Genomic DNA, 1,092 nt, shown 5'->3' on the forward strand with positions numbered 1-1,092 from the left:
TGGGTGTCTGGTCAGAGACATCAAGAAATAACGCCGGAACATTAGTGCAGGCAGCTTCCACAGCAATGGAATCCTGGTCATCCAGCGGATAGTTAATGATCAGCCCACTGACGCGTTGCGCGAGAAGATTGTGCACCGCCGCTTTACAGGCTTCGACGCCGCTTCGTTCTACCATCGACACCACCACGCTGGCACCCAGTTGATCGGCGCGAGATTTAATCGCCGCGACAATTTGCGACGGCGCGTGCAGGGCCAGACTGGAGGTGGCAACGCCAATCAGCAACGACTGTTTGCCCGCCAGTTGTTGTGCCACGCGGTTGGGAATGTAATTCAGCTCCGCCATCGCCGCTTCCACTTTTTCCCGCGTTTTCGCAGAAACGTGGCTGGCCTGGTTCACCACGCGGGAAACGGTCTGATAAGAGACACCGGCATACTCTGCGACATCGTATAACGTTACTGGTTTCACATTCACCACCCTGAATTGACTCTCTTCCGGGCGCTATCATGCCATACCGCGAAAGGTTTTGCGCCATTCGATGGTGTCCGGGATCTCGACGCTCTCCCTTATGCGACTCCTGCATTAGGAAGCAGCCCAGTAGTAGGTTGAGGCCGTTGAGCACCGCCGCCGCAAGGAATGGTGCATGCAAGGAGATGGCGCCCAACAGTCCCCCGGCCACGGGGCCTGCCACCATACCCACGCCGAAACAAGCGCTCATGAGCCCGAAGTGGCGAGCCCGATCTTCCCCATCGGTGATGTCGGCGATATAGGCGCCAGCAACCGCACCTGTGGCGCCGGTGATGCCGGCCACGATGCGTCCGGCGTAGAGGATCGAGATCTCGATCCCGCGAAATTAATACGACTCACTATAGGGGAATTGTGAGCGGATAACAATTCCCCTCTAGAAATAATTTTGTTTAACTTTAAGAAGGAGACATACATATGTTTAAACGTAAATCAACCGCAGAACTGGCAGCACAGATGGCAAAACTGAATGGTAATAAAGGCTTTAGCTCAGAAGATAAAGGCGAATGGAAACTGAAACTGGATAATGCAGGTAATGGTCAGGCAGTTATTCGCTTTCTGCCGTCTAA

2 pseudogenes are annotated in these 1,092 nt (G+C 54.1%); both read right to left on the reverse strand.

The window, feature by feature from the left end:
- A pseudogene (gene lacI, locus SB765_RS27905) lies at window positions 1–466 on the reverse strand (DNA-binding transcriptional repressor LacI); the annotation flags it as partial.
- 79 nt (window positions 467–545) lie between these two features.
- Window positions 546–830 (reverse strand): annotated as a pseudogene (locus tag SB765_RS27910) (MFS transporter); the annotation flags it as partial.
- Between the last annotated feature and the right edge of the window lie 262 nt (window positions 831–1,092).

Origin of the sequence: Pseudomonas sp. SIMBA_067, from assembly GCF_046534675.1 — a bacterium.
GTDB lineage: Bacteria > Pseudomonadota > Gammaproteobacteria > Pseudomonadales > Pseudomonadaceae > Aquipseudomonas > Aquipseudomonas putida.